Origin of the sequence: Hansschlegelia beijingensis, assembly GCF_045505405.1 — a bacterium.
GTDB classification, from domain to species: domain Bacteria; phylum Pseudomonadota; class Alphaproteobacteria; order Rhizobiales; family Methylopilaceae; genus Methylopila; species Methylopila beijingensis_A.
The window spans coordinates 1-25,368 of sequence record NZ_JBJKEX010000010.1; the positions used below are offsets into that span (position 1 = coordinate 1).

The window sequence follows — 25,368 nt, forward strand, 5'->3', positions numbered from 1 at the left end:
GGAAGCCGGGCCGGTGCAGATCGCGCCGCCGCCGGCCGAGACGCCTTTCGCGCCCTCGACCGCCAACGAGGAACAGACGCTCGGCCTGCTGCTGGTCCGCGCGATGATCGCAGCGGCGCGCGCCGATGGCCGGATCGACGGCGAAGAGATCTCGAAGATCCGGCAGGGTCTCCAGGCGTCCGGCTCGGCCGCGGACGAGCAGGCCTTCCTGCTGGAGCAGCTCGGGCGGCCGGACGACCTCGACGGCATCGCGGCCGAGGCCCGCGGCCCGCAGATCGCCTCGGAAGTGTGGCTCGCGGCTCGGCTTACGATCGACGCCGACTCGCCCGCCGAGCAGGCGTTCCTGAAGACCTTCGCGGACAAGCTCGGCCTCGGGGCGCCGCTCGTCGCTCACCTCGAGGCGACCGCCGCGCAAGCGAAACAATCTGGCGTCTCGGCGGCGTAGTTTCGCTCGCTCGAGCGTTATGGCGTTGAGGCTCCGGCGTCAGCCGGAGCCGCCACACAAGCTGCGAGATCGAGATGTCCGAGACCCCCATCACTCCGAAAATCCGCGAGCGTGCCCGGAAACTGTGGGAGGCCGCGGGCAGCCCCGAAGGGCGCGAGGACGACTACCTCGAGCGCGCTCGTGAACTCGCGGCCCTCGAATCCAATCCTGAGGCAGGGCTCGAGCCGAACCCGCTCGCCGACGGGGTCGTGACCCCGGCGGAGCGCGGCCAGTACATCGAGGAAGCCAGCATCCAGGAGAACCTGGGGGAGTTCCCGGGCCTCGAGACCGACCAGGGCGACCGCCTCCAGACCCCGCGCCCCCGCGAGTAGCGCGGGGCGGCGGCTCCGGCTGGTCCGGAGCCGCTAGGGCGCCTTCCGGTCGGAGAGGAACTGCTGCATGCGGTCCAGGGCCCGCGAGATGTTCTCCGCCGAGTTCGCGTAGGACAGGCGGATGTAGCCCTCTCCGAGCACTCCGAAGTCCGGCCCGCCGATCACCGCGACGCCGGCGTCGTCGAGAAGGGCGGAGGCCAGAGGCTTCGCCTTCCAGCCGGTCTCGGTGACGTTCGGGAAGGCGTAGAACGCGCCCTTCGGCGTCGCGGCGCGCACGCCCGGCAGCGCGTTCAGGCCGTCGGTGACGAGCTTGCGGCGCCTGTCGAACTCCTCCCGCATGCGCACGACCGCGTCCTGCGGTCCCTCGAGGGCCGCGACGCCGGCATATTGCGCGGCCGCGTTCACGCAGGACCAGGCGTTGACGGCGAGCTTCCGGACGTCGTCGTAGAGCTCTTTCGGCCAGATCGACCAGCCGAGCCGCCATCCGGTCATCGCATAGGTCTTGGACCACCCGTTCAGCACGATGAGCCGGTCGCGGATCTCCGGGTAGGCCAGCAGGGTGCGGTGCTCGAGGCCGTCGAAGATCAGCTGGTCGTAGATCTCGTCGGACATCACGGCCACGTTCGGGAAGCGCGCGAGACCCTCGACCAGCTTGTCGATCTCGCTCGCCGGCGTGACGCCGCCGGTCGGATTGGCGGGCGAGTTCAGGATCAGCAGGCGCGTGTCAGGAGTGATCAGCGAGAGCGTCTCCTCGGCCGAGAAGGCGAAGCCGTTCTCCTCGCGGATCGGCACCGGAATCGGGTTCGCGCCGGTGTGCTCGATCATCGAGCGGTAGATGGGAAAGCCCGGATCCGGGTAGAGGATGTCCGCGCCGGGCTCGCCGAACAGCCGGATCGCCGCGTACATCGTCACCTTGCCGCCGGGAACGATCATCACGAGGTCCGGATCGACGTCGACGCCGTAGCGGCGCTGGACGTCCTTCGCCACCGCTTCCCGCAAAGGCAGGATGCCGGTCGAGGGAGTGTAGCCGTGGTGGCCGTCCTTCAGCGCCTTGATGGCGGCCTCGACGATGTGCGGCGGAGTTGGGAAATCCGGTTGCCCGATGCCGAGATTGATGATGTCCCGTCCCTCGGAGGCGAGCTTGGTGGCGCGCGCCAGGACGGCGAAGGCGTTCTCCTCGCCGATGCGGCCGAAGGCGTCGACAGTCGTCAGCATGGTCTTCTCCGCGGTCCGCGCGGGTCGGGGAACGATCCCCGCGCCGAGCGTGTTGGGTAGACGAGAGCGGTAACGCGCTGGGGCGTCCGAACGCCCCTCGACGCTCCACGCCAATCAGCGCGAATTCAAGGAGGATGTCATGGCTAATCGCCTCGACGGCCGCAAAATTGCGATTCTTGCAACGGACGGGTTCGAGCAGGTGGAGCTCACCGAGCCCATGAAGGCTCTGAAGGACGCGGGAGCCACGGTCGCCGTCGTCAGCCCGAAGTCCGGCTCCATCAAGGGCTTCAAGCATGACAAGCCCGGCGACGACGTGACGGTCGACCAGGAGCTGTCGTCCGCCGATCCGGCGGCCTTTGACGGACTGCTGATCCCGGGCGGGCTGTTCAACCCCGACACGCTTCGCCGGGACCCGAAGGCTGTCGCCTTCGCCAGCGCGTTCTTCGAAGCCGGCAAGCCGGTGGCGGCCATCTGCCATGGCCCCCAGCTGCTGATCACGGCCGGGGTGGTGAAGGGCCGCAAGATGACCGGGTTCGAGGCGATCCAGATCGACCTCAAGAACGCCGGCGCGGTCGTGTCGGACGAGCCGGTGGTCGTAGACCAGGGGCTCGTGACAAGTCGCAAGCCCGACGATATCCCGGCGTTCAACGCCAAGATGATCGAGGAATTCGCGGAGGGCCGGCACGCGGGGCAGCGCGCCGCCTGAATGAGCCGCCTCGGCGATGGATCGGAAGCGGCGGGCGGCGGCCCGCCGCTTTCCCGTGTGCGGGGCGTCAGAATAGGAGAGCGCGGTGAGGATCGTGGTGGCTGTGGCGGTGCTGGTTCTGTCCGCGTTCCCGGCGGCCGCCGCTCCGAAATCGTTCGAGGAGGCCACCCGGGTGGGCGCTTCGAACGTGCGGGTCCGGGTGGTGCTTCATCCGCAGGTCGATCGCTGCTCCCCTCGGCAGGCAGCGGAGATCCGCAAGCGGGCCGTCGCGATCGCGCAGGATCATGTCGGCAAAAGGCTGAAGGCGATCATCGCGAAGAGCGGGACCAACGCGAGCGGCGACAAGGAGTTCTTCGGCGTCAGCGTGCTGGCCGGCTGCCCGGCGGACGGCGGCGCCTGGATCGCCTTCCCGGCCGAGGGCAAGGAGAGGTCGGTCACGCGCTTTGAGCGCGCGACGGGATGGTCACCCATGATGCGCCTTTGAGGCGCCGGTCACGAAAAGTCATTGGTCCCTGACGCGGCGATGCCTCAGGAAAGGCGGCGACCCGTCCGCAGCGAAAACGCCCATGACCGCCGAGATCGACCCCGCCCTGTCTCCCCCCAGAGGCCTCCTGGTCGGCGGCCCCACGCCTGTCCGGCCGCGCCCGGTCGTTCTGACCGGCCGTCATGTGACGCTCGGTCCGCTGGAGCCGGAGAAGGACGCGGCCGACCTCTACGCCGCGACGCACGGTTCCGAGAAGGAGCGGCTGTTCGCCTATCTGTTCGACGGCCCCTATGACAGCGAGGCCGAGATGGCCGAGGCGCTGCGCGCGGCCGCGGCTTCCTCCGACAACGCCACGCTCGCGATCCGGGACGCGACCTCCGCCCGGACGCTCGGCCGCGCGACCTTCATGCGCGTGGAGCCCGCTCACCGTAGCGTCGAGGTCGGATCGATCCTGTTTTCGCCTGCGCTCGCCCGCACCGCTGCGGCCACAGAGGCCATGTATCTGATGGCCGACCACGCCTTCTCGCTCGGCTTCCGCCGCTACGAGTGGAAATGCGACGCGCTGAACGCCCCCTCGCGCGCTGCGGCCGAAAGACTGGGGTTCCGCTTCGAAGGCGTCTTTCGCAAGCACATGATCATCAAGGGCCGGAGCCGCGACACCGCGTGGTTCGCGATGACCGAGGACGACTGGCCCTCCATCAAGGCGGGGATGGAAGCATGGCTCGACCCGGAGAATTTCGACGCCGCCGGCCGGCAGAAGCGTCGGCTGCAAGATCTGATCGGGGGCGGCTGAGGATCATTCCTCCGGGAGTTCGTCCTCGGCTTCCTCTTCGGCTGGGCGGCCCCGGAGATTGGCCGAGACGTTGCGTCCGAGCCGTCGGAGCAACTTCCGAAGCCTTCTGCGATCCTTCGGGTCGAAATTCGCGACCGCTTCCTCTTCCAGCGTCTCCCAGAGCGCGAAGACGGCCTCCGCCCGACGGCGGCCCTCCTCGGTCAGCCCCACGCGGACGACCCGCGCGTCGCCGTCGCTGGTTCTTCGCTCCACCAGCCCGTGCGCCGCGAGCCGGGCGATGGTTTTCGACGCTGTCGGCGGCCTAACCCTGAGTTGAGCGGCGAGGTCGCTCATGGTTCGGCCATCCTCGTCCGTCAGAAGCGTGAGCACTTGCTCCTGGCCGGGGAACAGCCCCAACTCCCCCAGAAGCTGGGCGCTGCGGGCGCGGTGGAGGCGGGCGGCGTGCAGCAATTCGTAGCCGACCGTTTTCGCGTAAGGACTTTTCATCGGATGAACACCTCGCCGCCTGCAAAGACAGCGTCCAGAGAGTGTAAGGTTATTCCCGGCGATTTGTTGCTTGAAAAAACGAAATCGGTATTGTGCGCCGGCTATGAAATCCTGGCGGCGAGGCGCTGGATCATTTCGGAACAAGTTGGCGCTGCGTCATGAGCCTGCTAATTACAGGTTTCGGGCGTTTTATGGGCGGCCCGAACTGCAGCGAGATTCTTCTGTCGGCGCTTGCGGCGGAGCGCGCGGGACTTGAGGAGATCTGGGCTGCCCCGGTCGCTCTCGAGCTGCTACCGGTGGATGTAGAGGCCGCGCCGCCGGCCCTGGCGCGCGCGCTGCAGGTCGCCCGCCCCACGCACGTCCTGCTGATGGGACAGGCCGGCGGCCGGGACGCGATCTGCCTCGAACGCGTGGCGCGCAATCTGATCGACCTGAGGGTTCCGGACGCCGCCGGTCGGCTCGGGCCGATCGGGCCCATCGATCCGGGAGGACCGGAGCAGCGGCTTTCGACCTGGCCGGATTTGGATGGCGCGATTTCCGCGGCGCGGGCCGAGGGCGTCCGGGCCGAACTTTCCGATCGGGCCGGCGCGCATCTCTGCAACCAGATGCTCTACCTGGCGCTCCGGGCGGCCGAGCAGGCCCCCGAGCGCCCCTTCGTCGCGACCTTCCTGCATCTGCCGCTGCTTCCCGAGCAGATCGCAGCCGGCGTTCCGGCGGCGCAGGACGCGCCCGCCTCGATCCCGCTCGACGACATGATGCGTGCGGCGCGGGCCATTCTGCGCCATACCCGCGAAGCAGCCGTCTGAGCGAAGGAAGCCCATCGATGCCGTGCCCGCGCCGCCGCTGGGTGGAGATGACCACGGAAGACTTCGCCGATCCGGACGTCGCTTCATGGATCGCGGTCCTGCCGGTGGCGGCGGTGGAGCAGCACGGGCCGCATCTGCCGGTCGGCGTCGACGCCATGATCGGGGAGGGCTATCTCGCCCGCGCCGCGGCGCTGATCCCGGACGAGATGCCGGTGACGTTCCTGCCGATGCAGACGGTCGGAGCCTCGGCCGAGCATCTTGCTTTCCCCGGGACGCTGACGCTGTCGCCCGAGACCGTCATCCGCGCATGGACCGAGATTGGCGCATCCGTCGCCCGCGCAGGCGTCCGGCGACTCATCTTTCTCAACAGCCACGGCGGGAACTCGCCGCTGCTCGACGTCGTCTCCCGGTCGCTGCGCGTGGATCACGGCATGCTCGCCGTGACCGTGAGCTGGCAGCGCTTCGGCTATCCCCACGGTCTTTTCTCCCCGCAGGAGGTGCGCCACGGCATTCATGGCGGCGCGATCGAGACCTCGCTGATGCTGGCCTTCCGGCCCGATCTGCCGCGGATGGAGAAGGCGGAGCACTTCCGTTCGGCGACCTACGAGATGGAGCGCGAGTTCAGCCATCTGAGGGCCGGCTCGCCCGCCGGATTCGGCTGGATGTCGCAGGACCTGAACGCTTCGGGCGCGATCGGCGACGCCGCCGGGGCGACCCGGGAGGCCGGCGAGGCGGCCGCCGACTTCGGAGCGCGCGCCTTCGTCGAACTGCTTGAGGATGTCCGGCGCTTCCCGCTCGAGCGCCTCGCCGGCGGGCCGCTCGGCTCGTGAAGCGCCCCGCCGGGTCGACAATTGGCGGCCCCCGGCACACGATGCGGGACGAACAATGAAGGACGGGGAACGGAATGCCTGATGCGCAGCGCGATGAGCGGCTGATCGAGGGCCTCAAGGTCATCGAGACGACCGAGAGCGACAACATTCTGCGCTGGGACGGCGTGACGCTCTACGTCGAGCAGGACGTCTATCACAACGGTCAGCTGGTTCATCGCAAGTACCGCAAGCGCGTCACGGCAGAGGTCGCGAAGGTCCTGCTTAGCGTCGTCTCCGGCAACCACTGAGCGCGGCTGCCGCGTCAGCCCGATCCGCTGCTCAGGAACCGCATGACCCTTTCGAAGGCGGGCGCGGCGTTCGGCTCCGGCAGCGAAGTGTGGACATGGCCCGAGCCCGGCCACACCGAGAGCTCCGCCTCGTCGCCGGCGGCAGCCCAGCGCGCGGCCATGAACAGCGTGTCGTCGACCAGCGGGTCTCGCGTTCCGACAGTGAAGATCGCAGGCGGCAGCCCCGCGAGATCGGCATAGAGCGGCGATATGTCGGGATCGCGCGGATCCTCGCCGTTCTGCAGGTAGTTCGCCACGAACATCCTGATGTCGCGTCCGTTGAGGACGAATTTCTCCTTCGCGCGCCGCGCGCTCGGCGTCAGGCCGAGGTCATAACTTCCGGCCGTCAGGTTGGCGGCGGCGAACGGCGTGAGGCCGTGCCGGTCGCGCAGCCGCAGCAGCGTCACGACAGCGAGATGCGCGCCGGCCGATTCCCCGCCGATCAGCAGCCTGTCCACGCCGAACCGGCGCGCCCCCTCGCGCGCGACCCAGAGCGCGGCCGCTTCGCAATCGTCGGGACCGGCCGGATAGGGATGCTCGGGCGCGAGCCGGTATTCGACCGAAATGCACGCGAAGCCGAGTTCGGTCGCCAGCCGCTCCAGCCGCGGGTCGTCCTGGTCGTTCGACCCGAGCGTCCATCCGCCGCTGTGGATATGGAGATAGACTGCGGTCGGCCGCTCCGGCGCGATCACGCGCAGAGGGATCGGACCCGCCGGTCCCTCGATCGTCAGCGCCTGCGCGCGGGCGCTCTTCGGGTCGATCACGAAGGCCGTGAGACCCTGCCTGCGGCGCTCCCGCACCGCAGTCGGTCCGAGCGCCCAGGTGTCAGGCGCCTCCCTGGCTTGCGCGATCAGCGTCCGGGCATGCTCGCGCGTTCCTTCCGGGGCCGCGTCCGGCGCGAACCAGGCCGGGTCGATCGTGAGCGCTCGCGACATCTCGGTTCTCCCCGGGCACAGAAACGAGAAAACGCGACCGGGGGCTTCGCCGCAAGCGCGCGGCGCGTCATGTTCGCTCCATGAGGCGTCAGTCAGAAAGAGCCGCGGTCGAGGAGATCCGCGTCGGCGAGGCCTGGCATCAGGCGCTCGCGCGCCTGACGGTCCATACGCGCGGGATCGGGCTCGTGGACATCACGGCGGCGGTCGCCTCGGCGCTCGAACAGGCCGGCGCAGGCGACGGTCTCGTGACCGTCTTCGTGCGGCACACCTCCTGCTCGCTGACGGTCCAGGAGAACGCCAGCCCCGAGGTGCGGGACGATCTCGTCGACGCCCTTGAAAAGCTCGCGCCGCGCGACGCCGGCTGGCGGCACGATCTCGAAGGTCCCGACGACATGCCGGCGCATGTGAAGGCGATGCTCACCGGCGTTTCCGTGGCGGTCCCGGTGATCGACGGGCGGATGGCGCTGGGCGTGTGGCAGGCGATCTTCCTGATCGAGCATCGCGACCGGCCGCATTCCCGCGAAATCGCCGTCCATTTTATCGGCGCGCGCGCCTGAGCGGTAAATTCGCAACGAGCTTTGAGGTATTGTGAGAGGAGGCGTTGTAACGCATCGATTTTGCAGGCGCGAAGGACTATGAAGCCGACATGACGACCTCCGATGACGATTCCTACCGTCTCCTGATCGCCGACGATCACCCGCTGTTTCGCGGCGCCCTCCGCGAGGCCATGTCCGGCGGCGCGGCCGAGATCACGGAGGCCGGCTCCTTCGACGAGGCCTCCAAGGCGCTCGAAGCCGACCCGTCGTTCGATCTCGTGCTGCTCGACCTCAACATGCCGGGCGTCAGCGGCTTCTCGGGCCTGATGTACCTGCGCGCCCAGTATCCGGCGGTCCCGGTCGTGGTGGTCTCGGCCAACGAGGACCCCAAGGTCATCCGCCGCTGCATGGAGTTCGGCGCGTCGGGCTTCATCCCCAAGACGCTCGAAGTGGAGAAGATGCGCGAGGCCGTCCGCGCCGTCCTCAAGGGCGACGAGTGGACGCCGCCGGACGTCGATCTCGGCGCCGCCGGCGACGATGAGGCTGCGAAGCTCGCCGCACGGCTCGGCACGCTCACGCCGCAGCAGGTCCGCGTCCTGATGATGCTGAGCCAGGGTCTGCTCAACAAGCAGATCGCGTACGAGCTCAGCGTCTCCGAGGCGACCGTGAAGGCGCATGTCTCGGCGATCCTCGCCAAGCTCGGGGTCGAGAGCCGCACCCAGGCGGTCATCGCGGCCTCGAAGATCGAGGCCGGCCAGTGGCCGGAGCGGATGCCGGGCTGAGACTTCGGGCCTGATCCCGATAGAGACTGGCGGCGAGGCCTGCGTCGCCGCCAGCCAGCCTCTGACCAGTCCCGGCGGCGACGCGTCGCGCTCTATTCTGCGGCCGCGCGCCTCGTCAGCGCCTTCGCGAGCAGCGCCCTCAGCGCCGCCGGTCGAACCGGCTTCGGCAGGATCTGAAGATCCTTGGAGGCCGCCTTCTCCCGTAGGCCCGGCGAGCGATCCGCCGTGATCAGCGCGGCCGGGATCGGGGCGCCGAGCTTCCATCTCAGTTTGACGATCGCCTCGAGGCCGTCGGCCTCATCGAGATGGTAATCGGCAAGGATCACGTCGGGCGTCAGCTTGCTCTTGACGATCGCCTGTTCGGCCTCCCTCTCGCTGGAGGCGGTGACGGCCGTGCAGCCCCAGCTCTCCAGCAATGTCTTCATGCCGTCGAGGATCGCGGGCTCGTTGTCGATCACGAGGATCGCCAGACCCTTGAGGGCCGAGGCGCGGTGCGCCGGCAGCACTTCCAGTGAAGCCACCACGGGCATGGCCGCCGCGGTCGGCAGCTCAAGCGCGAACACCGAGCCGCGGCCGGGCTGCGAGCGCAGGGTGATCGGATGCTCGAGGACGCGGGCGATGCGCTCGACGATCGACAGGCCGAGGCCGATGCCGGGCGCCACCTTCGCGCCCTGCTCGAGCCGCTTGAACTCGCGGAACACCAGCCGCTGCTGGCCCGAGGCGATCCCGAGGCCGGTGTCCCAGATCTCGATCCTGACCCGGCCCCGCAGCCGCCTGCAGCCGACGATGACCCGCCCCTTCGGCGTATACTTGATCGCGTTGGACACGAGGTTCTGCAGCACGCGCCGCAGCAGCCGCCGGTCGGACCGCACGGTCAGGCTCGTGGGCAGCACCTTGAGCTTCAGGCCCTTCTCGGCCGCCACCGGCGCGAATTCGCGCGCGAGCTGGGAGACGATCTCGTCGAGCCTGAAGTTCGACAGCTCGGGCTTCATCGCGCCGGTGTCGAGGCGCGAGATGTCGAGCAGCGTGGAGAGGATCTCCTCTACCGCATCGAGCGATGAGTCCACGTTCCTCGCCAGCCGCGCCTGATCGCTTTCCGCCTCGGCGCGCTCGACGAGACTGGTCGCGAACAACCGCGCGGCGTTGAGCGGCTGCAGGATGTCGTGGCTCGCGGCCGCCAGGAACCGCGTCTTCGAGATGTTGGCCTCGTCGGCCTCCGTCTTGGCGCGGGCGAGCTCCTGGTTGAGGCGCGTCAGCTCGCGCGTCCGCTCGCGCACGCGCCGCTCCAGCGTCTCGTTCGCGCGCTCCAGCGCTTCCTGCACCGCGACCGTTTCGGTGATGTCCGTATAGGTGGTCACCACGCCGCCGTCCGGCATGCGGGCCGAACGGATCTCGATGACGCGGCCCGAGGGATGCAGGCGTGTCCTCAGCGTCTCGAGCTTCACCACGAACCGCTCGAGCCGGTCAGCGATGAACTCGTCGGCGTTGACCGGCCCATAGAGGCCGCGCGCGGCGTTGAACCGGAAGATGTCCTCGAGGCCGACGCCGAGATGCAGCATCCCTTCGGGCAGGTCGAACAGCTCGCGGAACTCGCGGTTCCAGCACACGAGCTTCATGTCCCGGTCGATCGCCGTGACGCCCTGCCGCGCGTGGTCGAGCGCATTCTGGAGCACGTCGCGGCTGGTCTGCATGGCCGCGGAAGCTTCGTCGAGCAGCTTGAGGGCGGCCTGCGTGGTCAGGTTGCGCCGGGTCAGCAGCATGGACAGCACGAGGCGCGACGACGCGGGGCCGATCGCGGAGGCGAGCAGATGCTCGGAAAAGCGAAGCGTCTGCAGGTCGACCGCGGCGTTCGGCTCGAGTTCGGCGTTGCGCGCGATCGCAAAGCCGCGGAAAGCGGTCTCGACCCGTTCCGGCCCCAGATAGCGGGACAGGGTCTGCATCAGCTCCCCGACGGTCGCGCGCGCCCGCAGCGGCCGCCGCAGCGGCAGGTCCGCATCCTCGACGATGCGTGGAGCAGGCTCGTCACAGAACAGGGTGGCTTGCTGCCGCTCGATCGGCGTCGCGGCGCGCGTCAGCGAGAAGGCCAGGAAGGCGAGCAGGTTCGCGCCTAGGCTCATGACGAGGCCGTGCGCCAGCGGATCGCCGAACGAGACGCCGAAGAGGCTCTCGGGGCGAAGCCAGGCGAGGCCCCAGGGGCCGTCCGCGACCACTCCCTGCAGCGTCGGCAGCCGCGTCGCCAGGGCCGGCAGGACGAGCGTCCAACTCCAGACCGCGACGCCGGCCGCGACGCCCGCCGCCGCTCCCCGGCCAGTCGCGCGACGCCAGAACAGGCCGCCGAAGAACGCGGGAGCGAACTGCGCGATTGCCGCAAGGGCGACGAGGCCGATCGCCGAGAGCTGCGCTCCGCTCGTCCAGCGGTGCAGAAGGTAGGCGGCCAGCATCACGGCCACGATCGCAAGCCGCCTCAGCGTGAGCAGTTGCTCCGTCATGCTCCGTCGCCGCGCGGCGGACCGGCGCAGCAGGATCGGCATGGCGAGATCGTTGGAGATCATGATCGCGACCGCGACCGACTCCACGACCACCATCGCGCTCGCGGCCGAAAGTCCGCCGAGGAAGGCGATGGTCGCGAGCCATGCCGCGCCCTTCTCCAGGGGCAGGGCGAGCACTAAGGCGTCGGGCGCCACGCCGGCGGCCGGCGGGAAGGCGAGCAGGCCGGCAAGCGCGATCGGCGCGATGAACAGGTTGAAGGCGAGAAGGTAGAGCGGAAACGCCCAGGTCGCGCGGCGCAGCTCGTCCTCGCTGCGGTTCTCGACCACCGTGACATGGAACTGCCTCGGCAGAAGCAGGAACACCATGAGCGACAGAAACGTCAGCGACAGGATCTGCAGGAGGTCCGGCGGCTGCGCGAGGAGACCCGCGGCGCCGGCCGCCTGCGCCTCCTCGACCAGATCCGCCACGCCGTCATGGAGGGCGAAGACGACGAAGACGCCGATGGCCAGGAGTGCGGCGAGCTTCACGACGGACTCGGTCGCCACTGCGAGCATCAGCCCGTCCTGGTGTTCCGTGGCGGCCACCTTGCGCGCCCCGAGCAGCATCGCGATCAGGGCGAGGACCGCCGCGGCCGCGAGCGCCGGGTCGAGCCCGCCGGTCGCTTCCGATCCGGTCAGGAGCGCGAACGACAGGGCGACCGCCTTGAGCTGGAGCGCCATGTAAGGCGTGACGCCGAGCAGGGCCGTGACGGCCACCGCGCCGGCGACAAGTCCGCTCTTGCCGTAGCGCGCCCCGACGAAGTCAGCCACGGACGTGATGTTGTTGGCGCGCGCGACCCTGATCACGCGGCGGATCAGCGGCCCGAGCAGCAGGAGCGCAAGCGCCGGGCCAAGGGACAGCCCCAGGAAGCTCCAGCCGTTCGTCGCCGCGAAACCGACGGCGCCATAGAAGCCCCAGGAGGTCCAATAGACGCCGAGGCCGAGCACGTAGACCCACGGTCTGACCCGGCCGGTCATCCACAGCGGGCGCTTGCGATCGGCGTAAGCCGCGAGCGCCAGCAGCCCGCCCAGGTAGATGAGGGCGATCGCGGTCACGATCCAGGCCTGCAAGACAAACGCTCCTAAACGATCAGCGCGTTAAAAAGCCGATCAAGACCGGAGCCTTGTCGAGCCCATCGCGGCGTCAATAACCTCTAGCGGGGGAGTGCCCGGCTTGTCATCGGCCGAGGAGGAGAACGGCACAATGTCGATGGTCCAGGAATTCAAAGAATTCGCCATGAAGGGCAACGTCGTCGACCTGGCGGTCGGCGTCATTATCGGCGCGGCGTTCGGAAGGATCGTTGAGAGTCTCGTCGGCGACATCTTCATGCCGATCGTCGGCGCGGTGATCGGCGGACTGGATTTCTCGAACTATTTTCTCAAGCTTTCCCCCGCCGTCACCGCCTCCTCGCTGGCTGAAGCGAAGAAACAGGGCGCTGTGCTGGCCTATGGCGAGTTTCTCACGGTGACGCTCAACTTCCTGATCGTCGCGTTCATCCTGTTCCTGCTGATCAAGGGCATTAACCGGATGAAGCGGAAGGAAGAGGCCAAGCCCGCGTCGGCGCCGGAGAAGCCCGAGGACGTCAAGCTGCTGAGCGAGATCCGAGACATACTGGCGGGCGCCTCGGCGCGGGTCTGACCGCTGGCGGGCTTGTCCTGCCGACGACCCGCCAGCGTCCGCGGCGCAATCCGCCAACCGCGGACGATATGGCGGGCCCCATGAGGGCTCGGCCGTCGACCCGCGGCGGGCGAGCGTAGGCGTTGGATTGTCTGCGCCTCAGCGCGGGCGGCGCCTGGGGCGTCTCCGCTTGAACGCCCGGGTTAGGCGAAGAACAGCGCCTGGCTGACGGTCGACTTGATCATCTCAGGCGAGAACGGCTTGGTGATCAGGTAGATCGGCTCCGGCCGCGCGCGCGCCAGCAGGCGCTCCGGGAAGGCGGTCACGAAGATCGCCGGCGTCGGGCGATCCCGGAAGATCTCGCGGACCGCATCAACCCCGGAATCGCCGTCGGCGAGGTTCAGGTCGGCCAGAACCAGACCGGGAGCGTCACGGGCGGCGAGCTCGAGCGCCTGTTCGCGGCTGGCGGCGACGCCGGTCACACGGTGGCCGAGGTCGCTGACGATGCGGCGGAGATCCCGCGCGATCGCCCACTCATCTTCGATGATGAGAATGTCGGTCTCGAGCGTGCGCTCCACGTCGCTCTGAGCCTCGTGCGCCAGCCGGAGAACATCGCTTCCGCTCAACCGCGTGACCTGGCTGGCGTCGGCGACGCTCAGCCGCTCGACCGCGAGCAGCAGCAGCACCGATCGCTGCGGCAGCGGCAGATTTTGCAGTCGGGCGTCCGCCGGCTGGCGGAACTCGGCGGAAGAAGACCCCGCCGGACCGGGCAGCCCCAGATCGTGCAGCGCTGCATATAACGCCTTGAGAAGCTCGCGCCGCGGGTCGCGGCGGATCGCGAAGCTGTCGCCCGTCGTCAGGAGTTCGCGCAGCGCCTCCTCGATCAGCAGATCGGCGTGATCCTGCCGCCCGAGCAGCATCCGCGCATGACGTCGAAGGTACGGCAATTGCCGCGTCAACTCGCCCATGTCCATTGGCCGACGCTCCTCTTGGGCCTGGAGACCAGCCATGAATCAACGCATTGTTTGCTGGTCGCCCGGAGCGCGTCACGTCGCCGTTGGCGGAGCGCTCGCAGGCCTGCACATTCGCATGGAAGTGGGCGCCCGACTACCCCCGGAATCTCCGAGCCGGGAACAAAGCGCGCGCAAATCCGTTCCGCCACCGCCTCGGGAGCCACCGAGGCTCGCCGCCAGTCTCGCGCGGCCCCGGAGACACCGGCGTAGGTGCCAAGAGTGACGGACAATCCGGCGGCGACGGAGCCTCCCAACGCGGACGAGCAGGCGCGGGAGGCGTCAGCGCCGTCGCGCGACGCCAGGTCCGATCTCGCGCGGTCGGTGACGGATCTGATCCCCGCGCTGCGCGCGTTCGGCCGGTCCATGACGCGCGACGTGACCGAGGCAGACGATCTCGTGCAGGAAACGCTGGTTCGCGCGCTGGCGAACATCCATCAGTTCGCTCCCGGCACGAACCTCAAGGCCTGGCTCTTCACCATCCTGCGCAACACCCACATCTCCTTGTCGAAGCGGCGAAGCCGCGAACGAAACATGATGTCGGAGACCGCGCCGGAGGATGTCGGGGCCGCCGCTTCGCAGGCCTGGCTGCCAGCGACCTCCGCCCTGCGGTCCGCGGTGGAGAAGCTGCCTGAGGAGCAGAGGGAGGCGCTCATCCTGATCGGCGCGCTGGGCCTCAGCTACGAAGAGTGCGCCGAAGTCTGCGGCTGTCCGATCGGTACGGTGAAGAGCCGGCTGAACCGGGCGCGCGCCAGGCTGGCGACGCTGCTCGACGCCACCACCGCCGACGAAATCTGACGTCAGTCGGCCGACGTCTCGCGAGGTTGCGGCGCGGGCGCCTCTTCGTCCTCCGACGGCTGTTGAGCGAGCATCGACTCCAGGCGCGCAGCCAGGTCCTGAAGCCGCTCGGGCAGCCGCTCCTCGACCACGCTGCCGAAGACCCGCTTCAACTCCGCTCCCAGGGCGCGCTGGCGGGCGATGCGGTCGTCCTCGGTCTCGTCGCCTTGCATCATGGTCATCTCTTCAACCGAGAGCCCCTCGGTAGTCGGCGCTGTCCGCCGTCATTCGACTGTCGCATCGGCCCGCTGGCGGGCGTCCGGCTGGCCCCGAATGAACGCATGAAGCGCCACAGCGCCAGAATGTTCCTGCGCCCGCGCTTGCGCTGCGTCAATCGCCAGAGAGCCCCCACCATCTAGCGTTCCAACGTGGAGACGCTATGTTCCGCTTTCTCGCGTTCCGCGCGCAACAGGTTCCATCGTTCGATGCTAGAAACGGTCTGTGCGGACAAGGCTGTGTTGATCTGCGACGGCGAAGAGGCCGGAGCGGTCGACTACTCGATTTCGGTGCGGCGCGACGCCGCCTCGAGGCGCAGCTACGCCTCCGGTTACCTGCTCGCCCGCGGCGAGACGCTTGCAGCCTGCGGGGCCTGTCAGACCGCGGCCATCGACAGCGGCCATTTCGGCAGGCTGCTGATCCGCCTGAACCGGATCGAGGGCGCGCGGGTCGATTTCGACGTGATGGAGCCGTCGCTCGCGCTCCGCATCGACCCGCCTCTGGCGCCGGATCTGACGAGCCCGGAGGAGCCGGAGGTTCTGGCGTCCTACCGCGCTCTCGACGCGGACTGGTAGCTCCGGCCCGGACGCTACACCTCTTCGGCTTCTTCACGTCGTATGGCGGTCGTTCCCGCGACGGAGCGGCGCCGCCGTCCTTGAAACGGCGGCTGCCTGCGCGAGAACGCAGGGATGACCCTCGCGCCTGCGGCTCCCCCGGAAGAGCAATTCGGCGTTCCGTTGACGACGCCTCCGATGGAGGCGCGCGCCGCGGAAGCGCTGCCGAAAGGCGAGGGCTGGCGATACGAGCCGAAATGGGACGGCTTCCGCTGCCTCGCCTTCAAGGCCGGCGACGAGGTCGAGCTCAGGGCGAAATCCGGCAAGCCGCTCGGCCGCTACTTCCCCGAAGTCGTTCAGTTCCTGCGCGGCCTCAAAGCCGACCGCTTCGTGCTCGATGGAGAGCTGGTCATCGAGATCGACGGCCGTCTGTCGTTCGATGCGGTTCAGATGCGCCTGCATCCGGCCGAGAGCCGGATCCGCAAACTTTCCGCCGCGACGCCCGCGCGGCTGATCCTGTTCGACATGCTGGCTTCCCCGGACGGCGGGGCTCTTCTCGCGGAGCCGCTCGAGAAACGCCGGGTCCAGCTCGAACGGTTCGCGAGCCTGTTCCTGAAGACGCCGGACGTCACCCTGTCGAGGTTCACCGACGACCCCGACGAGGCGGAGCGGTGGCTCGCCGACGCCGGCCATGGCGCGACCGATGGGGTCGTGGCCAAGCGCCTCGATGGGCCTTATGCGCCCGGCGAGCGGGCGATGGTGAAGGTCAAGCGCCTGCGCACCGCGGACTGCGTCGTCGGCGGCTTCCGCTACGAAAGCGCGGGGCCACTCGTCGGCTCGCTGTTGCTTGGGCTCTATGACGCCGAGGGGCGGCTGGATCATGTCGGCTTCACCTCGACGATCTCCAATGCCGAACGGCCGGAATTGACCGGGCGACTGGAGGCGCTGCGCGAACCGCCGGGCTTCACGGGGCGCGCGCCGGGCGGCCCCAGCCGCTGGAGCACCGAACGAAGCGCCGAATGGGAGCCGCTCAGACCGGAGCTTGTCGTCGAGGTGCGCTTCGATCACGTCACCGGCGACCGGTTCCGGCACGGGACCAAGCTGCTGCGGTGGCGGCCGGACAAATCGCCCGGCCAGTGCCGCATGGAGCAGATCGCTCCCGGGTGACGGCCCGGACGGGCTAGATTTGCTCGGCCATGTCGAACACCGGACCGTCGCGGTCGGTGGGGTCCTTATCCCCAACATCCTCGGCGGCGTGGCGCACGGACTCCTCGATCTCGTCGAGCCCGTCCTCGGTCTCGATCGCGCCGGAGCCGGAGGTACGGAAGTTCGTCCGGTCGCTCGCCGGCTCGCCGCCGCCGCTCTTCTCGCGGATCTCGTCTTCTCGGACGCTCTCGATCTCGGACTGATCGTCGTCATCCGGAGCGACGCGCCCGGTGGCGGACTCCAGAATGGCGCGATCGCCCGGGTCGGTCTGCGACGTGTTCGCGTATCGGCTCGTGGGCTCGGGCGGGTCGCGATCCAATCGTGCCATGAGGCGCCTCCTGATCTTTCTGTCCCGGGAACAACAGACGAGGCGCCGCGCCCGTTCCGGAGATCGTTCGCCATGATCCGGCCAAGCTTGAGGGGCCAATCTCTGGACGGGGCAATCGAGGTTCTGGTCATGCGTCGTCTGATCGCGCTTTCGCTTCTCTCCGGAATGGCCGCAGGGCCCGCCTTCGCCGCCGATGTTCCCGAGAGCTACTATGAGCGTCACAGCTATGAGCGCGCGCCCGTCGAGCGCGAGACCGTGGTCGAGGAGCCGGCCTGGCGCAGCGTCACCATCGAGGAGGAGGAGCCGGTCGAGGAGCGGGTGATCGTGCGGCGGCCTCCGCCCGTGGTGGTCCGGCGCACCTATGTCGAGGAGTTTCCGCGCCACCACGGCTGGCGCCATGCCCGCCGTGACCGGCCGTTCGTCAAGGAAGAGATCACGCGCTACGACGGGCCGCGCTGGTAGCCCCGAGCCGCGGCTTCGGCCGCGACCTCAGGGGCGAGGCTCGCCCGACCGGCCAAGGGCGTCCTCGATGCAGCGAATGATCGTGGCGCCATCGGAAGGCTTGCTGAGGAAGCAATGGGCGCCGTTCGCCATCACCCTCCGGCGCACGTCTTCGGTCGGAAACGCGGTCATGAAGATGATCGGGAAGCGGCGTCCGCTCGAGACCAGGACTTCCTGCAGCTTGTCGCCGGTCATCACAGGCATCTGGACGTCGGTGATCATGCAGTCGGGCTCGTCTCCCGGCCCATGAGCGAGGAAGTCGTCCCCGGAGCAGTAGGTCCGGGCATGGTAGCCCAGCGATCTCACGAGACTGGCGAGCGAGGCGCGAACGCCGTCGTCGTCGTCGACGATCGCGATGGTCGGCGCCTCGGCCATAACATCCTCTCGCATCCTTGGGGATGCAGCATAAGGTACTCAGTTAGGGTTTGAGCCTAGGCGCGTCCAATCGGGCCGGGAATCATACACTAGTGTGCCTTACGAAGACTGCGGCCGGGAGAGGCCGAGCGCCTCCGCCATCCGGACCAATTCGGCCAGAGACTTCGCCTTCATTTTCCGCATGGCGTTGCCGCGGTGGATCTTCACGGTGATCTCGCTGAGGCCGAGTTCGCCCGCCACCTGCTTGTTCATGAGGCCTGAGGTGACGTACCCCATCACCTCGCGTTCGCGGGCCGTCAGGCTGGCGTAGAGCGACTTCAGATCCGCTTCCGCCGCCTGTTCGCGCCGTCGCCGCGCATCGCGTTCGATCGCGCTCATGACGGCGTCCAGCATGTCCTGGTCCCTGAACGGCTTCGCCAGGAAGTCGATCGCGCCGGCCTTCATGGCGCGCACGGACATCGGGATGTCGCCATGGCCGGTCATGAAGATCACCGGAAGATCGACGCCCGAGGCCGCGAGCTGTTGCTGGAAGTCGAGCCCGCTCACGCCCGGGAGCCGCACGTCGAGGACGATGCAGCTCGGGTTCTCGGGCACCGGGCGGCGCAGAAGGTCGGCGGGCGATCCGAACAGCTCCGCGTCGAGCCCCACCGAGCGGAACAGGCTGCCGAGCGCGTCACGCACCCCGGCGTCGTCGTCTACCACCAGAACGACCGGCTTCGCCGGACGCTCATCCTTCGAGCCGCTGCTGCCGTGCCGGATCATCTTGAGACTCTATGGGGGCGGCCGGGAGCGTGAACGTGAAGCGGGCGCCTTCGCCCGGCTCGCTCTCGACCGAGAGTTGACCGCCGTGAGCTTCGACCGTCGATCGGCAGATCGCAAGGCCCATGCCCATGCCATCCTGCTTGGTCGTGAAGAACGGCTCGAACAGTCTTGCGACATCTTCCGGCGAGATGCCGGGGCCGCTGTCCTCGACGCTGATCCGGATCTGGTCGGGGCCCTCGGCGGACGCCTCCACGGAAAGGCTGCCGCCGCCGGTTCCGAGCATAGCCTGCGCGCCGTTCACGGCGAGATTCACGAGCACCTGCTGCAGTTGCACCCGGTCCCCGACGATCGCCGGAAGCTTAGGGTCGATCGCCAGGCGGAGCGTCACGCCCGAGGTCATGAGCTGCCGCTCGACCAGGAGCATCGCGTCCTGGACCAGCTCGGGAACATCGAGCAGATCGCGCCTTATCGGCCCCTTCTTCAGGAATGACCTGATGCGGCCGACGATCGCGCTGGCGCGCTTGCCCTCGTCGATGGCGCGGACGAGCGCAGTGGAGACCTCTTCCAGGTCCGGCTCCTTGCGCCGAAGCCAGCGGAGCGCCGCCTCTCCATTGGTCACGATCGCCGCGAGCGGCTGGTTGACCTCGTGGGTTATCGAGGCGGTCAGTTCGCCAAGCGTGGCGACGCGGGCCGCGTGGGCGAGCTCCGCCTGGGCGGCCATCAGCGCGTGCTGGGCGTTGTTGCGCTCGGTCACGTCGACCACGAAGGCGAGGACCTCGCCATCCATGCTCTCGTCAGCGTCCGGGAAGGTCAGTCCGAAGATGGCCGGCACACGGCGTCCGTCCGCGGCGCGGATCTCGGTCTCGCCCTCGAAGAACCTGTCGCCGCGACAGAACGCGGCAAGGGACGCCGCGAAGGTCTGGTCAGCCTCGCTCAAGACAGTGTCGAGCGATCCCGCGAAGCGGGCAGGGCTGTCGGCCCCGGCGATCTCGAGGAACGCCGCATTGACGTCGGTGATCGTCACCAATGCTTTGGCGCGCTTCACGAACTCAGGATCGCGTTCGATCTGGCCCGGGAGGTCGGTCTCGCCGTCCGCGATGCGGCGCCGCAATTCCGCGCGGAGCGCCGACCAGTCCTCCTGCAGCAGGCCGACCCGGCTGGCGTCGAAGATCCGCCGGAAACGGCGTTCGCTCTGGGCCAGCGCCATGTGCGAGGCTTCGCGCTCGGTGACGTCACGGTGGGTCTCGAGCACCCGGCCCGGCTGGCCCGGGCCGCTGCGCTGCAGGACCCAGCGGCTTTCGACGATGAGGGTCGCGCCGCTCCGGGTGCGCTGACGCAGCATTCCCTCCCAGCGCCCTGTGCGAAGCAACTCCGCCTCGATCTCGTCGCGGCTGGTCGGATACTCCGTCGCGAGCAGATCGTCGGCGACCCTGCCGACGGCTTCCTCTGAGGTCCAGCCGTAGCAATTCTCGGCGCCGCTGTTCCAGAACCTGATCACGCCCTGCGCGTCGCGGACGAAGATCATGTCGTGCGAAAGGTCGAGCAGCCGCGCCTGCTCGCGAAGCCTCGCCGTCGCCTTCCGGTTCTGGATGGCGAGGAGGGTCGCGATCCCGATCGCCGAGAAGCTGGCCAGCACCCGCAAGGTGGGAGAGCCGACGTGACCGAAGCCATGCATGACGACATAGGCGAGCGCCGTCAGGACCACGCTCGCCGCGGAGGCGGCCAGAAGATCCGGCAGCGAGATCCTCGCCGCGATCAGGATGACGATGACATAGAGGACGGCGACCGCGCCCTCGAGGGGCGTCAGGACGTCGACAAGGAACACCCCGAGGGTCAACACGCCGGCTAGCGCCCGAAGGGCCGCCGGTTGACCAAGCCGCGGCGTCGCGCGCTCCATCGTGCTTGTCGCCGACAATCCTGCGCCCCCGATTACTTCGCCGCGCTCAGCCGAGCGCCAGCATTGGCCCATGCTCCTCGCAGCGAGCCTCGAATGTCGCCTGATGCTTGAGAAAGAGACAGTGGAATCTACGTCCCGATCGCCCGGATCGAGGATCTTGTTGGCCGCAGATACTCGGCGGTCAGCCGGGACCCGGTCCGCGCGAGCTGCGGGCCGGGTCCGGGTGACGTCAACCATTGTTCTCGTCGGCGTCCCAGGTCGTCGGATCGTACTGATGCGACTGGCCCTGGTCGCCCGTCCGGATCATCTTCTTGAGCCGCACCGGAGCGACGTGCTCGGCCGCCTTGGGGCTGTGGCTCATGGAGGCCGCCGGACGCTGCGAGTGAATGCGGGACCAATCCTCCGCGGAGGGTTCGGCGAACGCGGCGGTGGAAACGAGGCTGGCCAACGCGGCGGCGATCATCATGGTCTTCATTGTACGTCTCCATTATCTTTGTTTTGAGGCGCCAACCGCGGCGTCTGCTGGAGACATATTTGTATTTTCGCGGCAATCTTTTTATTGAACAATGAGATCGCAGCTTCATACCCTTGTATGAGGGGCGCTTTCCGGCTTGTCGCTCTCGAGCTCGGGGCGCCCGAGAGGGCGGGAACGGCCCTTCACCTGGGTCCGGTCTCGGCCAGCGGCGACACCACGCCGTTGCGCATGCAGTAATAGACAAGGTCAATGTCCGACGAGACGCCGAGCTTCGTCTTCACGGCGTAATGGTAGTTCGCGACAGTCTTGGCAGTGAGATTTAGGGCGCCCGCTATTTCTTCCGTCGACTTCGCGTCGAGCAGCATCCGCAGCACCTCGAACTCTCGCGGCGACAGCCGCTCGAGCGCGGACGCCTCCTCCTCCAGCCGGGTCGCGGCGAGCGCGGCCGAGATCTCCGGACACAGAGCCGTCCGGTTTCGGGCGACGCTCCTCACCGCGCCGGCCAGCAAATCCGGCGCGCTGCTCTTCGTCATGTAGCCCCTGGCGCCCGCCCGGAACGCCTGCAGGGCGTAGCTCGAATTGGCGTGCATGCTGAACACGAGGATGCGCGCATGCGGGTCCCACTGGCGGATCTGCCGGATCACGTCGATGCCGCCGCGGCCGGGCATGCTGATGTCCATGACGACGACGTCCGGCGTGCTCTCCTTGTAGAGGCGATAGGCGGCGGCGCCGTCGCCTGCGTCCGCGACGACGTCGATGCCGTCCTCCTTCTCCAGCAGCCGCCGGTAGCCTTCGCGCACGACGGCGTGGTCATCGACCAGCATCACCCTGATCGAGCCGCTCATCAGGCTTCCTCCCGCTGATCGAGGCGGACGGAAAAGCTTGCCCGCAATTCGAAGCCGCCTTCGGGCCGCTGGCCGGCGGTGAAATCGCCACCGAGCGCGTAGACCCGTTCGCGCATGCCGATGAGGCCGGCGCCCGTCAGCGGATCGGACGAGGGAGGGCGACGCAGGCCCTGTCCGTCGTCCGTGATCCGCAGCTCGATGGACCGCGAGCGTTCTCCTGCAGAGGAGGACGTTTCCGGGCCTTCGCGCAAGAGGACCTCGACGTTCTCGGCGGCGGCGTGGCGGGTGGCGTTGTTCAGGCCTTCCTGCACGATCCTGTAGATGTGAGCGGCCGCCTCCGCCGGGACGTTCTCGAACCGGCCTTCAGCCTGGAATGTGAAACGCGTGCGCCCAGCCGCCAGCCGGGCCTGGCCGGCGACCAGTTCCCGAAGGCTTGCGAGCAGGCCGAGGTCGTCGATCTCCGGGGGGCGGAGATTGGCGAGCGTCTCGCGCAGCGACCGCATGGCGCTCGAGGCCAGCGCGACCAGTTCGCCGCTTTCTCTCGACGCCTCGGGGGTCGTCGCCGCGACCGTCTTTCCGATCGACGCCGCCATGCAGCTCAGCGCCGTCAGCCGCTGCGCGATGTCGTCGTGCAGTTCGCGGGCGATGAGCCGGCGCTCGCGCTCCTGCGCGTCGACCAATCTGCGGGCGAGTTCGGCGCGGTCCGACGTCGTCGCCTGAAGCTTTCGCGCGAGGTCGTTGAACACCGTCGCGACCCGCTGAAGCTCATAGAGGCGGAAGGCGGGCAGCCGGCTCGACAAGTCGCCGTTCGCCAGGCGGCTGATGCCGGCGAGGATTTCGGTCGTCGGCCGCAGCGCGTGGTCGACCACGAAGTATACGAGCAAGCACAATGCGCCGATCATCGTGACCCACAGGCCGAGCGTCCGCGTCAGCTCCGTCCAGGCGCGGCCCGCGACTGTCGCCGGGTCGATCGTGGCGCGGATCACGCCCCAGGACTGGCCGCGATGGACAAGCCGGCGCTCGGCGATCGACTGGTCGAAGAACAGCGCCCTGTAGGCGTCCACGAACCAGCCCGGCGGGCTTTCGGCTCGCTCGTCGCTGCCCACGCAACTCGCATTCCGGATCGCCCCGTCGGCTCCCAGCAGTCGCACGCATTGGCCGGGTCCAAGCGCGAATTTCAGGACCGACTCCCAGTCGGGAAACCGCTCCACGAGATCGAGCCCCCGCGTGATGCGGATGATCTGGACCCGAAGCTGCTTTTCGACCGCTTCCGCGGCGTCCTCGTTCTGCCGCCGCGCCTCGCTGGCCACGCCGTGCGCGGCCAGAATCGCGCCGGCCGCCAGGCAGAGCAGCGCGACGATGACGATGCGTCGGACCAGCGCCCATTTGAGGTCAAGGCTCCGGGCGCGCTTCAACCCTGTGGCATCTTCCGGCGCCGCCGCGTGCGCGGCCGGCGTCGTGGCTGCCTTCAGCCAGGGAGCCTGCGGCGGTCTCAGGAAAAATGCCCAAGGGTTCATGTGCGGATCGCCATTCCAAGCCGGGCCCGGACCCCCACTATAGGGCCGCCCGATCATAGAGCCTTTGACTAAAGGCGACGCAAGCTCGGGATGATGTGAAGTCATGGCGCGCGATCGCGAGGTCGCCGAACGACCCCGTGCGCGCTCTGTTGAGTAAGCGCCAAAGCATTGGAGGGTTAGCCTGTGAGACAAGCAACCGGTTTTGCAGCCCTCGCGGTGGCTGTTGCGCTGTCCGGCGTCGCGGTGGCGGAGTCCTCCGCCCACAAGCAGATGATCGCCATTCCGGACGCGGCCGCCGTCCAGTGGAAGCCCGCTCCGGCCGCCCTCCCGAAGGGCATCGAGATCAGCGTCGTGATGGGCGACCCCGAAAAGCCGGGGCCGTTCGCGCTGAGGCTCCGGATCCCGGCCGGGACCACGATCGCTCCGCACACGCATGCGACCGACGAGACCGTCACCCTGCTGTCAGGGAGCCTCGTGCATGACATGGGAGAGACGATGGTCGAGAGCCGCGGTCAGGCGTTCGGAACAGGCGGCTTCCTCTATCTGCCGGCCCTTATGCCCCACTCGCTCTGGACCAAGGACGAGGCCGCCGTGATCCAGGTGAACGGCACCGGGCCGTTCGGCCTGAACTACGTCAATCCCGCCGACGATCCGAGCAAGGCCCACTGAGGCGGCCCACCGAATGACCAGCCGGCGCCGGAGGCGCGTTCTCCGGCGCGATCCACGCCTCGCTCGACGAGCGGCGCGCCGATCGCGTCGGAAGGCGCTGACGCCTGCCTGGATACTGCCCGGCTAGTTCTTGGCGTTGGGGAAGAACAACTGCTCGCCGCCGATCTTGTATGCAGCGATCGCGTCCTGGCCGTCTTTCGAAATCAGCCAGTCGACGAACGCCTGGCCCTCCTTGACCTTCACGGTCGGGTGCTTTTCGGGGTTCACGAGCATGACGCCGTACTGGTTGAAGAGGCGCTTGTCGCCTTCGACCAGAATCGTGAGGTCGCCCCGGTTCTTGAAAGACAGCCAGGTGCCGCGATCCGCCAGCAGGTAGGCGTTGCTGGCCGAGGCCGTGTTCAGCGCGGGACCCATGCCCTGGCCGACGTCGCGGTACCAGTCGCCGCGCACGGCCGCGAGGTCGACGTCGGCGCCCTTCCAGAGGCGAAGTTCGGCGTTGTGCGTGCCGGAACGGTCGCCGCGCGAGACGAAGGGCGCCTTCGCGGCCGCGAGCTTGCGGAAGGCCTCCAGCACGTCGAGGCCCTTGACGCCGGCGGGGTCGTCCTTCGGCCCGATCAGCACGAAGTCGTTGTACATGACGTCGTGGCGCGCCTTGGCGAAGCTCTCGGCGAGGAACTTCTCCTCAGCCGGGCGGTCATGGACCAGAACGACGTCCGCATCCCCGCGCCGCGCAACGTCGAGCGCCTGGCCGGTGCCGAGGGCGACCACCTTCACCTCGATCCCGGTTTTTTCCTTGAAGAGCGGGAGGATGTGCTTGAACAGCCCGGACTGTTCGGTCGACGTCGTCGAGGCGACGATGATCGAGGCCGGCTCCGCTCGGACGATTTGCGGCCCGAACCCGAGGGCGGCGATCAGTCCGAACGTCAGGACGCCGCGGCGAAGAATGTCCAAGGCAGTTCTCCCTTGATGTAGGCCTGAGCTTCGGCCGATCGCGGCGACGTCAGCACCGCGCGGGTAGGCCCGTGTTCGACGGCGCGGCCGCGCGACAGCACCACCACGTCGCCGGCGAGCCGCATGACCTGTCCGAGATTGTGCGAGACGAGCACGACCTTGGCGCCGCGGCGGCTGATCTCGTCGACGAGCCCCTCGACGAGTTCGGTCGCAGCCGGATCGAGATTGGCCGTGGGCTCGTCGAGCAGCAGGAGGTCCGGCTCGATCGCCCACGCGCGGGCGAGGGCGAGGCGCTGCTGCTCGCCGCCCGAAAGCAGCGTGGCCGGATGGTCGGCGCGGGCCGAAAGGCCAAGCCGGTCGAGCG

General features: G+C 68.5%; 31 protein-coding genes. 16 read left to right on the top strand and 15 right to left on the bottom strand.

What is annotated here, in order from left to right:
- Both ACIKT0_RS01435 and ACIKT0_RS01440 read left to right on the top strand, forming a co-directional pair.
- Positions 1-445: tellurite resistance TerB family protein (locus ACIKT0_RS01435; RefSeq protein ID WP_407103644.1), on the top strand; the 445-nt coding region annotated here is incomplete at its 5' end.
- 74 nt (positions 446-519) lie between these two features.
- Entirely contained in the window at positions 520-816 is a 297-nt protein-coding gene (locus ACIKT0_RS01440) for a DUF2934 domain-containing protein (protein WP_407103645.1), read from the top strand.
- Positions 817-849: 33 nt separating this feature from the next.
- Here the strand turns inward: ACIKT0_RS01440 and ACIKT0_RS01445 are convergent, their stop codons facing one another.
- The gene (locus ACIKT0_RS01445) at positions 850-2,031 is read right to left on the bottom strand and encodes a pyridoxal phosphate-dependent aminotransferase (protein ID WP_407103646.1); all 1,182 of its coding nucleotides are present in this window, start codon (positions 2,029-2,031) and stop codon (positions 850-852) included.
- 139 nt (positions 2,032-2,170) lie between these two features.
- On the opposite strand from ACIKT0_RS01445, the gene ACIKT0_RS01450 reads away from it, so the two are divergent.
- From ACIKT0_RS01450 to ACIKT0_RS01460, 3 genes are all read left to right on the top strand, one after another.
- Positions 2,171-2,737: a type 1 glutamine amidotransferase domain-containing protein gene (locus tag ACIKT0_RS01450; RefSeq protein WP_407103647.1), complete on the top strand. Its 567-nt coding sequence runs from the start codon at positions 2,171-2,173 to the stop codon at positions 2,735-2,737.
- A gap of 85 nt (positions 2,738-2,822) precedes the next feature.
- Positions 2,823-3,221 (top strand): hypothetical protein, encoded by a 399-nt coding sequence (locus tag ACIKT0_RS01455; RefSeq protein WP_407103648.1) that lies wholly within the window; start codon positions 2,823-2,825, stop codon positions 3,219-3,221.
- Positions 3,222-3,303: 82 nt separating this feature from the next.
- The gene (locus ACIKT0_RS01460; RefSeq protein WP_407103649.1) at positions 3,304-4,014 is read left to right on the top strand and encodes a GNAT family N-acetyltransferase; all 711 of its coding nucleotides are present in this window, start codon (positions 3,304-3,306) and stop codon (positions 4,012-4,014) included.
- 3 nt (positions 4,015-4,017) lie between these two features.
- Here ACIKT0_RS01460 and ACIKT0_RS01465 read toward each other — a convergent pair whose 3' ends face one another.
- The gene (locus ACIKT0_RS01465; protein WP_407103650.1) at positions 4,018-4,500 is read right to left on the bottom strand and encodes a MarR family winged helix-turn-helix transcriptional regulator; all 483 of its coding nucleotides are present in this window, start codon (positions 4,498-4,500) and stop codon (positions 4,018-4,020) included.
- Positions 4,501-4,658: 158 nt separating this feature from the next.
- On the opposite strand from ACIKT0_RS01465, the gene ACIKT0_RS01470 reads away from it, so the two are divergent.
- The 3 genes from ACIKT0_RS01470 to ACIKT0_RS01480 all read left to right on the top strand — a co-directional run bounded on the left by ACIKT0_RS01470 (position 4,659) and on the right by ACIKT0_RS01480 (position 6,423).
- Positions 4,659-5,306, top strand: a complete 648-nt coding sequence (locus ACIKT0_RS01470) for a pyroglutamyl-peptidase I (protein ID WP_407103651.1) — start codon at positions 4,659-4,661, stop codon at positions 5,304-5,306.
- A 17-nt stretch (positions 5,307-5,323) separates the two neighbouring features.
- Positions 5,324-6,136: a creatininase family protein gene (locus ACIKT0_RS01475; protein WP_407103652.1), complete on the top strand. Its 813-nt coding sequence runs from the start codon at positions 5,324-5,326 to the stop codon at positions 6,134-6,136.
- 74 nt (positions 6,137-6,210) lie between these two features.
- Positions 6,211-6,423, top strand: coding sequence for a hypothetical protein (locus ACIKT0_RS01480; RefSeq protein WP_407103653.1), 213 nt, complete (start codon positions 6,211-6,213; stop codon positions 6,421-6,423).
- Between the two features lie 14 nt (positions 6,424-6,437).
- Here the strand turns inward: ACIKT0_RS01480 and ACIKT0_RS01485 are convergent, their stop codons facing one another.
- A complete protein-coding gene (locus ACIKT0_RS01485) occupies positions 6,438-7,397 on the bottom strand; it encodes an alpha/beta hydrolase (protein ID WP_407103654.1) in 960 nt (319 codons plus the stop codon).
- A gap of 80 nt (positions 7,398-7,477) precedes the next feature.
- On the opposite strand from ACIKT0_RS01485, the gene ACIKT0_RS01490 reads away from it, so the two are divergent.
- The gene (locus ACIKT0_RS01490) at positions 7,478-7,954 is read left to right on the top strand and encodes a secondary thiamine-phosphate synthase enzyme YjbQ (protein WP_407103655.1); all 477 of its coding nucleotides are present in this window, start codon (positions 7,478-7,480) and stop codon (positions 7,952-7,954) included.
- 89 nt (positions 7,955-8,043) lie between these two features.
- Complete coding sequence (locus ACIKT0_RS01495) at positions 8,044-8,715, top strand: response regulator (RefSeq protein WP_407103656.1); 672 nt, start codon at positions 8,044-8,046, stop codon at positions 8,713-8,715.
- 92 nt (positions 8,716-8,807) lie between these two features.
- Here ACIKT0_RS01495 and ACIKT0_RS01500 read toward each other — a convergent pair whose 3' ends face one another.
- Positions 8,808-12,314, bottom strand: coding sequence for a hybrid sensor histidine kinase/response regulator (locus ACIKT0_RS01500; protein ID WP_407103657.1), 3,507 nt, complete (start codon positions 12,312-12,314; stop codon positions 8,808-8,810).
- A 139-nt stretch (positions 12,315-12,453) separates the two neighbouring features.
- Here ACIKT0_RS01500 and mscL point away from each other — a divergent pair, with 139 nt between their 5' ends.
- Positions 12,454-12,882, top strand: a complete 429-nt coding sequence (gene mscL, locus ACIKT0_RS01505; RefSeq protein ID WP_407103674.1) for a large conductance mechanosensitive channel protein MscL — start codon at positions 12,454-12,456, stop codon at positions 12,880-12,882.
- A gap of 182 nt (positions 12,883-13,064) precedes the next feature.
- Here mscL and ACIKT0_RS01510 read toward each other — a convergent pair whose 3' ends face one another.
- Entirely contained in the window at positions 13,065-13,829 is a 765-nt protein-coding gene (locus ACIKT0_RS01510) for a PhyR family response regulator anti-anti-sigma factor (protein ID WP_407103658.1), read from the bottom strand.
- Positions 13,830-14,093: 264 nt separating this feature from the next.
- On the opposite strand from ACIKT0_RS01510, the gene ACIKT0_RS01515 reads away from it, so the two are divergent.
- A complete protein-coding gene (locus ACIKT0_RS01515) occupies positions 14,094-14,669 on the top strand; it encodes a sigma-70 family RNA polymerase sigma factor (RefSeq protein WP_407103659.1) in 576 nt (191 codons plus the stop codon).
- Between the two features lie 2 nt (positions 14,670-14,671).
- Here ACIKT0_RS01515 and ACIKT0_RS01520 read toward each other — a convergent pair whose 3' ends face one another.
- Complete coding sequence (locus ACIKT0_RS01520; RefSeq protein ID WP_407103660.1) at positions 14,672-14,884, bottom strand: NepR family anti-sigma factor; 213 nt, start codon at positions 14,882-14,884, stop codon at positions 14,672-14,674.
- A gap of 279 nt (positions 14,885-15,163) precedes the next feature.
- Here ACIKT0_RS01520 and ACIKT0_RS01525 point away from each other — a divergent pair, with 279 nt between their 5' ends.
- On the top strand, positions 15,164-15,499 hold the full coding sequence (locus ACIKT0_RS01525; protein ID WP_407103661.1) for a hypothetical protein: 336 nt from the start codon (positions 15,164-15,166) through the stop codon (positions 15,497-15,499).
- A 114-nt stretch (positions 15,500-15,613) separates the two neighbouring features.
- Positions 15,614-16,645, top strand: coding sequence for an ATP-dependent DNA ligase (locus tag ACIKT0_RS01530; protein ID WP_407103662.1), 1,032 nt, complete (start codon positions 15,614-15,616; stop codon positions 16,643-16,645).
- Between the two features lie 13 nt (positions 16,646-16,658).
- Here ACIKT0_RS01530 and ACIKT0_RS01535 read toward each other — a convergent pair whose 3' ends face one another.
- A complete protein-coding gene (locus ACIKT0_RS01535; RefSeq protein WP_407103663.1) occupies positions 16,659-17,012 on the bottom strand; it encodes a hypothetical protein in 354 nt (117 codons plus the stop codon).
- Between the two features lie 129 nt (positions 17,013-17,141).
- Here ACIKT0_RS01535 and ACIKT0_RS01540 point away from each other — a divergent pair, with 129 nt between their 5' ends.
- Positions 17,142-17,474, top strand: coding sequence for a hypothetical protein (locus ACIKT0_RS01540; RefSeq protein WP_407103664.1), 333 nt, complete (start codon positions 17,142-17,144; stop codon positions 17,472-17,474).
- Positions 17,475-17,501: 27 nt separating this feature from the next.
- Here ACIKT0_RS01540 and ACIKT0_RS01545 read toward each other — a convergent pair whose 3' ends face one another.
- The 6 genes from ACIKT0_RS01545 to ACIKT0_RS01570 all read right to left on the bottom strand — a co-directional run bounded on the left by ACIKT0_RS01545 (position 17,502) and on the right by ACIKT0_RS01570 (position 23,282).
- A complete protein-coding gene (locus tag ACIKT0_RS01545) occupies positions 17,502-17,888 on the bottom strand; it encodes a response regulator transcription factor (RefSeq protein ID WP_407103665.1) in 387 nt (128 codons plus the stop codon).
- 99 nt (positions 17,889-17,987) lie between these two features.
- Complete coding sequence (locus tag ACIKT0_RS01550; RefSeq protein ID WP_407103666.1) at positions 17,988-18,650, bottom strand: response regulator transcription factor; 663 nt, start codon at positions 18,648-18,650, stop codon at positions 17,988-17,990.
- Entirely contained in the window at positions 18,616-20,490 is a 1,875-nt protein-coding gene (locus ACIKT0_RS01555; protein ID WP_407103667.1) for a PAS domain-containing sensor histidine kinase, read from the bottom strand. Before ACIKT0_RS01555 ends, ACIKT0_RS01550 begins: the two co-directional genes overlap by 35 nt.
- 286 nt (positions 20,491-20,776) lie before the next feature.
- Entirely contained in the window at positions 20,777-21,022 is a 246-nt protein-coding gene (locus tag ACIKT0_RS01560) for a hypothetical protein (protein ID WP_407103668.1), read from the bottom strand.
- A 182-nt stretch (positions 21,023-21,204) separates the two neighbouring features.
- Positions 21,205-21,867 carry a response regulator gene (locus ACIKT0_RS01565; protein ID WP_407103669.1) on the bottom strand — a complete coding sequence of 221 codons (663 nt, stop codon included), beginning with the start codon at positions 21,865-21,867 and terminating at the stop codon, positions 21,205-21,207.
- Positions 21,867-23,282 (bottom strand): sensor histidine kinase, encoded by a 1,416-nt coding sequence (locus tag ACIKT0_RS01570; RefSeq protein ID WP_407103670.1) that lies wholly within the window; start codon positions 23,280-23,282, stop codon positions 21,867-21,869. Before ACIKT0_RS01570 ends, ACIKT0_RS01565 begins: the two co-directional genes overlap by 1 nt.
- A gap of 285 nt (positions 23,283-23,567) precedes the next feature.
- On the opposite strand from ACIKT0_RS01570, the gene ACIKT0_RS01575 reads away from it, so the two are divergent.
- On the top strand, positions 23,568-24,053 hold the full coding sequence (locus ACIKT0_RS01575) for a cupin domain-containing protein (RefSeq protein ID WP_407103671.1): 486 nt from the start codon (positions 23,568-23,570) through the stop codon (positions 24,051-24,053).
- A 123-nt stretch (positions 24,054-24,176) separates the two neighbouring features.
- Here the strand turns inward: ACIKT0_RS01575 and ACIKT0_RS01580 are convergent, their stop codons facing one another.
- Together ACIKT0_RS01580 and ACIKT0_RS01585 are read right to left on the bottom strand one after the other, a co-directional pair.
- Entirely contained in the window at positions 24,177-25,004 is an 828-nt protein-coding gene (locus tag ACIKT0_RS01580; protein ID WP_407103672.1) for an ABC transporter substrate-binding protein, read from the bottom strand.
- A partial coding sequence (locus tag ACIKT0_RS01585; RefSeq protein WP_407103673.1) for an ATP-binding cassette domain-containing protein occupies positions 24,977-25,368 on the bottom strand: 392 nt, incomplete at its 5' end. The genes ACIKT0_RS01585 and ACIKT0_RS01580, both read right to left, overlap by 28 nt.